The organism is Streptomyces mangrovisoli (assembly GCF_000974985.2).
GTDB classification, from domain to species: domain Bacteria; phylum Actinomycetota; class Actinomycetes; order Streptomycetales; family Streptomycetaceae; genus Streptomyces; species Streptomyces mangrovisoli.
This window is the reverse complement of sequence record NZ_LAVA02000081.1, coordinates 1-3,750: the sequence shown is the minus strand read 5'-3', so window position 1 is coordinate 3,750 and position 3,750 is coordinate 1. Positions and strand designations below refer to the sequence as shown.

General features: G+C 75.0%; 2 protein-coding genes. One reads left to right on the top strand and one right to left on the bottom strand.

All coding sequences use genetic code 11. The features are described 5' to 3' along the window. The coding region (locus WN71_RS28905; protein ID WP_071369891.1) for an ATP-binding protein at positions 1-2,138 on the top strand (2,138 nt) is incomplete at its 5' end. 448 nt (positions 2,139-2,586) lie between these two features. On the opposite strand, the gene WN71_RS28900 is transcribed toward WN71_RS28905, so the two are convergent. Further along, the gene (locus WN71_RS28900) at positions 2,587-3,414 is read right to left on the bottom strand and encodes a hypothetical protein (RefSeq protein WP_079178181.1); all 828 of its coding nucleotides are present in this window, start codon (positions 3,412-3,414) and stop codon (positions 2,587-2,589) included. Positions 3,415-3,750: the final 336 nt, after the last annotated feature.

Below are 3,750 nucleotides of genomic sequence, written 5' to 3'. Positions count from 1 at the left end.
CCGGACACCAGCCCGCCGAGCCCGCCGGACACCACGCAGCCGATCCCACCGCCCGCCCCACCGTCCCCTCAGCCGCCAGGCCCGCCGAACGCCCCGCCCCCCGGCCGCCCTTCTCCCCTCGCCTCGCCCAACTCCCCGCCGACCTGCCCTTCTTCACGGGCCGCTCCGTGGAACTGGAGCGGGCCCGGGAGCTGGTGCCGCTCGACGGGAGCGTCCCGGCGACGGTGCTGATCAGTGCGATCGGCGGCATGGCGGGCGTCGGCAAGACCACGCTGGCGGTGCATCTGGCCCACCAGGTCGCCGCCCACTTCCCCGACGGACAGCTCTGCGTCAACCTGCACGGCTTCGACCCGAGCGGCTCGGTGACACCCCCGGCCGAGGCCGTCCGCGTCCTGCTCGACGCCCTCGGCGTCCCCCCGCAGCGGATCCCCGCCGGGCTGGAGGCCCAGACCGCCCTCTACCGCAGCGTCCTCGCCGAGCGGCGGGTGCTGATCCTCCTCGACAACGCCCGCGACAGCGAGCAGGTCCGCCCCCTGCTGCCGGGTTCGCCCGGCTGTCTCGTCATCGTCACCAGCCGCAACCAGCTCACCGGCCTGGTGGCCGGCGAGGGCGCGCACCCGCTGACGCTGAACCAGCTGACGCTCACCGAGGCCCACGCGTTCCTGGCGCGCCGGCTCGGCGCCGGGCGGCTGGCGCGGGAGCCGGAGGCGGTGGACGAGATCATCGCGCGCTGTGCCCAGCTGCCGCTGGCCCTCGCCGTGGTCGCCGCCCGCGCGGCCACCCACCCCGACTTTCCGCTCAGTGCCATCGCCGAGGAACTGCGGGACAGCGACGGCAGCCTCGACGCGTTCGCCGGGGACGACAGCATCGACGTACGGACCGTCTTCTCGTCGTCGTACGAGGCCCTGTCCGCGCCCGCCGCACGCCTCTTCCGCCTGCTGAGCCTGCACTCGGGGCCGGACATCTCGACGCCCGCCGCGGCCGCCCTCGCCGGGCTCGCCCCGCGCGAGGCGCGCGGCCCGCTCGTCGAGCTGACCCATGCCCATCTGCTGACCGAACACTTCCCCGGCCGCTACACCCTGCACGACCTGCTGCGGGTGTACGCCGCCGAACGCGTCCACGCCGAGGAGGCCGCGCGGGAGCGGGACGCGGCGGTGGAGCGGCTGGTGTCCTGGTATCTGCACACCGCGGACGCCGCCTACCCGCTGATCACCCCGACCCGCAGCCGGGTCCCCCTGGAACCCGCCCCGGCCTCCTGCCGGCCCCTGTCGTTCACCACCCACGACCAGGCCCTGGACTGGTGCGAGACCGAGCGCTCCAACCTGGTCGGCGCGGTCCACCAGGCCGCCGCCGCCGGGCTGACGGGCATGGCCTGGCGGCTGCCCGCCGTGCTGTGGGGCTTCTTCTACCTGCGCAGTCATCTGAGCGACTGGTACAACACCACCCGCGCGGGCCTGGCCGCCGCGCGCGCCGCCCACGACCGTCCGGGCGAGGCGCAGGCCCTCGCGGACCTGGCCTCGGCGCTGCGCAGCGCGGGCCGCTACGAAGAGGCCATCGACCACTACCACCGTACGGTGACCATCTGCCGTGAACTCGGCGACGCGGAGGGCAGGTTGCGGGCCGTGGGCAACCTGGGCGACGCCTATCTGCACTCCGGGCAGTACGCCAAGGCCGTCGAGTACAGCCGCCGGGGCCTGGCGCTGGACCGGAAGGTCGGCAGCGTCTGGGGTGAGGGCATCGCGCTGAGCAACCTGGGCGACGCCTACCAGCGGCTCGGCCGGTACGACGACGCGGTGCGCTGCCTGGAGCAGGCGCTGACCGTGCTGCGCGCCGGCGGCAACCGGTGGGTCGAGGGCGTCACCCTCGACGTGCTCGGCACGGTCCACCACCGGCTGGGCGCCCATGACCGCGCGGTCGACCACTACGAACAGGCCCTCACGGCCCACCGGGACATCGCCAATCGCTGGGGGGAGGGCCACACCCTCGGTCATCTCGGCGACGTCCAGCTGGCCGCGGGCGAGCCGGAGGCGGCGGACGACAGCTGGCGGCAGGCCCTGGCGATCTTCACGGAGTTCGACCACCCCGACGCGGCGAAGATCGAGGAGAAGCTCGCCTCCCTGCGGCTCACGGCGCCGTAGCGCGGGCGGGCAGGCAGGGCGAGCGCCGGGGCTGCCACGTCAGTTCGAACCCCGCGGGGAGCGGAAGCAGCGGCAGGAGCGCGGCGGGCGGCGGGGCCGTGGGCGGTTCCGGGTCGCGAGCACCGGGCCGCGGCCGCCCCATGGGGCGCGGCCCGGGCCGGTCAGGGTCGGACCCGTCCGGCTCGGATCCGTCCGGCTCGGGTCCATCCGGGTCGGGTCCAGTCCTGCGCCGGCTCAGCAGACCGCGCGGCCCGAGGCGCGGACGGCCGGACGGGTCGTGCGGATCCGGTGACGTGTACGGCGACGCGGGCATGGGCGGACCTCCCGGCTCGGCGGCCGGCCCCCGCCGGGACCGGTCATGCCCGCACAACGGCTCCGGACCGCCCGGGGTTCAACCCGCGCGGGAGCCGGCCCGGTCCGGGTTCGCCTCCGGCGCGGGGCCGGGCGCTCAGTCGTCGGTGAGCACGAACGACGTCCGGAGCTTGGCGTACCCGGGGGCCTTGGCCTCCACGAGGTAGGTCCCGGCCCCGGCGGAGCCCGCGGGCGGCGTCGCGCACTGCGCGGCGCTCGGCTTGCGGTCCCACGTGACGGTGAAGGTGATGCCGCTGCCCGCGGGCACCCGGTAGAGCAGGCTGCTCGCGCCCTTCGGGCAGTCGGCGGAGGACCAGTAGTCGTCGCTGCCGCCGGCCTTCGTGATGGTCAACACCGCGCTCTTGGGGCCGAGATCGATCTTGCAGTCGCTGTCGGCGGAGCTCTTCGCGGTCAGCCGGAAGGACGGCCGCTGGCCGGGGCCGTAGCTGTTGTGGACGCTGTGCAGGCTCAACTTGACGTTGCTGGCGGTGCAGTTGGGCAGGGTCGTACCGGCCGGCAGGGTGGTGACCGCGCCACCGGAGCCCGTGGCGTCGCCGTCCGAACCACTCGTGGAATCCCCGCCGTTGGCGGCACCGGACCCGTCGGATCCGCCGGCGTCACCGGCACCGGGCGTACCGGAGCCGCCCGACCCGTCGTCGCCGCCGCTCGCCCCGCCGCTCGACTCGTCGCGTCCGCCCGGGTGTTGGCTGATCGCGGGGCCGGATCCCGACGGTCCCGGCGTGATCGTGGAGGCCGGGTTCTTGCCGTTCGACCCGCCCGCACCGTTGTCTCCGGAGCCGCCGCCGTGGGTGACGATCCAGGCGACCAGCAGCGCCAACACGGCTGCCACGGACAGCAGTACGGCCCTCCGTCGCCAGTAGATGGAGGAGGGGAGCGGCCCGACCGGATTGCGCAGAGATCCCACGGCGCAAACTGTACGAGAGATCGGCGCGCTTGCTTGCGCCACCCGCCGCCCTCGCATCAACTTTTCCGGATCATCATCCCGGGAACATCCCTGACGGGCGGTTCGTCCCCGCACCTGGGGTACGGCGCCAGCAGGTCGACCCTGTTCCGGCCCTCGGCCCTCGCACGCCGAGGCAGGTCGGCGCAGCGCCCGATCCCCCGCCGGAGTGCGATGCCTGCCCCCCCCAACCCCCGCACCCCGAGCCCCGCCGGCGGCCAACCCGACCCACACACCGTGGCCCGCCGACAACCAACCCGACCCACACGCCGGCACCCGCTCGCGTGACCGCCGCCGTTC